Here is a 240-nt window from a genome sequence, read left to right as displayed (position 1 = left end):
CCTGGTGGTAGACGACGCTTCGCACTTTTACGAGCAGACGAAAACGTCGTTCAAGACCCTTTTCCCATTGGTTCGCCCTGGCGGTCTCTACATCATTGAAGATTGGAACTGGTCGTTTCAGGATGCATTTCAGGCATCCGATAATGGCTGGTTCCCCGTTCCGTCTCCGGCGAATCTGATGGTCGATCTGCTGGAAGACATGACCCGCAACCGCATGATTGCCGGGGTCGAAGTTCATCG

General features: G+C 53.8%; 1 pseudogene. It reads left to right on the top strand.

What is annotated here, in order from left to right:
• Window positions 1-240: pseudogene (locus SB753_RS40900) on the top strand (class I SAM-dependent methyltransferase); the annotation flags it as partial.

The sequence above is a fragment of the Paraburkholderia sp. SIMBA_053 genome (genome assembly GCF_046534895.1).
Classification (GTDB): Bacteria; Pseudomonadota; Gammaproteobacteria; order Burkholderiales; family Burkholderiaceae; genus Paraburkholderia; species Paraburkholderia caledonica.
This window is presented reverse-complemented; position numbering and strand designations above follow the sequence as displayed.